2 protein-coding genes are annotated in these 2,639 nt (G+C 65.5%); both read right to left on the bottom strand.

The window, feature by feature from the left end; all coding sequences use genetic code 11:
- Positions 1-93 precede the first annotated feature (93 nt).
- A complete protein-coding gene (istB, locus tag HBN63_RS21445; RefSeq protein WP_031297278.1) occupies positions 94-843 on the bottom strand; it encodes an IS21-like element helper ATPase IstB in 750 nt (249 codons plus the stop codon).
- Positions 731-2,410 carry an IS21 family transposase gene (istA, locus tag HBN63_RS21440; RefSeq protein ID WP_041755227.1) on the bottom strand — a complete coding sequence of 560 codons (1,680 nt, stop codon included), beginning with the start codon at positions 2,408-2,410 and terminating at the stop codon, positions 731-733. Before istA ends, istB begins: the two co-directional genes overlap by 113 nt.
- Between the last annotated feature and the right edge of the window lie 229 nt (positions 2,411-2,639).

The following is a 2,639-nucleotide window of genomic DNA, read 5'->3' as shown; positions in this document are numbered from 1 at the left end:
TGCGGATTTCGGTGAACGTGACCGCTCATTTCGCTAACAACGTGACCGGTGCCTCCACCCGATTGCGCGGGGTTTAAATTCTAACCGCATCGGTCACGATGCGGCTTCTTCCTCCGTGTTTTTCCGCCGCAGTGACTCACCTTTCATCATGATTCGGTAGGCGTTGTGCACCAGGCGGTCGAGCAATGCGTCGGCCAGCGTGGGGTCGTTGATCCAGCCGTGCCAGTGCTCGACCGGCAATTGGCTGGTCAGGATGGTGGAGCGGCTACCGGCGCGGTCGTCGATCACTTCCAGCAGGTCATGCCGGGCGTTTTCCTCCAGCGGGGCCAGGGCCCAGTCGTCCAAAATCAGAACGTCGACCTTAGCCAGCTGTTGCAGGGTGCGCCCGAAGCTACCGTCGCCGTGGGCGATGCGCAGTTGCTCTAGCAGGCGCGGGGTGCGCAGGTACAGCGCGCTGTAGCCCTGGCGGCAGGCCTGGTGGCCCAGGGCGCAGGCGAGCCAGGTCTTGCCGACGCCGGTTGGGCCGGTCAGCAACAGGTTGTGCCGTTGGCGGAGCCAGTCGCCGCTGGCCAGGGTCGCGATCAGGCGCTCGTCCAGAGTGCGGCCACGGCGGCGATCGAGGTCTTCCAGGCAGGCGCCGGCGTACTTGAGCTTGGCCTGTTTGCGCAGCCGCTCCAGACGCTTGTCGTCGCGCCAGGCCAGTTCGCGATCGAGCAGCAGGCCGAGGCGTTCATCGAAGCTCAAGCTGTGGCTGGCCGGCAGCGTCCACTGCTCTTCCAGCGCTCGGGCCATGCCGCTCAGCCGCAGTTGGTGCAGCTGGCTCAGGGTGTGTTGGGTCATCATCGAACAGTTCCTCTTGGGTGTAGTAATCGGCGCCACGGACGTTCTCGTGGCTGCTGGGTTGCGCTGCCGGCGTCGCGGGCTTGGGCAGTGGTTGTTGGTCGAGCCCTTGCTTGAGCAGGTTGCGCACGGTGCGGCCGTTAAGCGCCCGCAGTTGCACGGCGCGGCTGGCCGCCGCCTCCAGGCGCGCGTTACCGTACTGGCGGGCCAGCGAGAGCAGGCCCAGGCAGGCGCGATAGCCCATCTCCGGGTGCGGTTTGTGGGTCAGTTGGTACTCGACGATCTGCCGGGCGTGCGGGCCGATTCGCTCGCCCCAGTCGAGCAGGCGCTGCGGCGTCCACTCGCGGTGCGCCTTGTGCGACGCCGGCATGTGTTCGCTCTGGGTGCTGTAGGCGCCGCGCCGCTGAAGTCGCAGGTGGCTGGCGACCCGCCGGTTGCCGTGCAGGATTTCCACGGTATGCGCGCTCAGCCGCACATCGACGCTCTGTCGGGCCAGGGCCGAGGGCACGCTGTAGAAGCCGCCGTTCACTTCGATGTGGTAGTCGATGTTGACCTTGCAGCGCTTGAAGGTCACCACCTCGTAGGGGTGCTGTGGCAGTGGCCGCAGCACCGGTTGATCGAGCCGCTCGAACCACTCCCGGCGGCAGCCGTCGAGCTTCTTGAACGGGCGCTGGTTCAAGTCCTCAAGCAGCTCGGCAATCGCCTGATTGAGCGCATGCAGGCTGAAGAACTGCTGGTGGCGCAGCCGCGCCATGATCCAGCGTTCGACGATCTGCACCGCCACCTCGGCCTTGGCTTTGTCCTGCGGCTTACGCGGCCGCGCCGGCAGCATCACCGTGTCGTAATGCCGGGCACACTCCAGCGCGGCGCGGTTCAAGCCCGGCTCGTAGCGATCAGGATGGGCGATCAGGGCGCGCGGGTTGTCCGGCACGACCATCTCGCTGACCCCGCCAAAGTAGCTGAACGCCTGGCCCAGCGCGGTCAGCCAGTCCACCTGGGCTTCACCCGGCGTGGCGCAGGCATAGGTGTAGTTCGAGGCCCCCAGCGCCGCGACGAAGATATGCGCCCGGCTGATCTCGCCGGTGGCTGGGTCGATCACCGGCAGGGTCGGGCCGGCGTAGTCGATGAACAGCTTCTCGCCGGCCCGGTGCTGTTGACGCATCGAGCGCTTGAGCGTGCTGGCGTAGCGGCGGTAGTGCTCGACGAACTGGGTGTAGCGGTAGGTCGGCTGCTCGGGATGGGCGGCGACGTACTCCTCCCACAGCAGTTGCAGGGTGACGCCCTTGCGCCGCAATTCGCGGTGGATCGTGATCAGATCCGGCAGCACCCGCTCGCCGCGGGTCTGGCGCACCTTGGCAGTTGGCAACAGTGCTGCCGCCAGCGCGACCTCATCCAGCGCGGCCAGCACCGGCCACTCCAGGCCTGTTTCGTTGGCCGCCGTGACGTACTTGCTGACGACGCCCTTGGACAACTGCAAGGCCCGGGCGATCTTCTCGTGAGAGAGACCTCCCTCAAATTTGAGGCGCAGACATTCTTTGATATTACGCATGGCTACTCGCTGCGCCGACATCCCTCTACTTCCCCAAAAACGGGCGAGGGTGACGGTCGCGTCAGGTCATGCGCAACGGGGTGGAAGTATTTCGCTAAGCCGTGACCGACGATTTCGGTAAGTCGTGACCGCCTGTTTCGGAACAGGCTGGAAATCGGTCACGTTGATAGCGAAATGAGCGGTCACGCGTTAGCGAAATGGCCGGTCACGATCTACCGAAACGACCGGTCACGGTGGGCCGAAATACGCA

It is taken from the genome of Pseudomonas sp. WS 5011 (assembly GCF_012985775.1).
In the GTDB taxonomy this organism is placed as follows: Bacteria; Pseudomonadota; Gammaproteobacteria; order Pseudomonadales; family Pseudomonadaceae; genus Aquipseudomonas; species Aquipseudomonas peli.
Note: the sequence above shows the minus strand (reverse complement) of the source record. Positions and strands in the feature narration are given on the sequence as shown.

Coding starts and splice junctions, on each gene's coding strand:
- istB (WP_031297278.1), bottom strand. CDS start 843: ATGATGACCCAACACACCCTGAGCCAGCTGCACCAACTGCGGCTGAGC.
- istA (WP_041755227.1), bottom strand. CDS start 2,410: ATGTCGGCGCAGCGAGTAGCCATGCGTAATATCAAAGAATGTCTGCGC.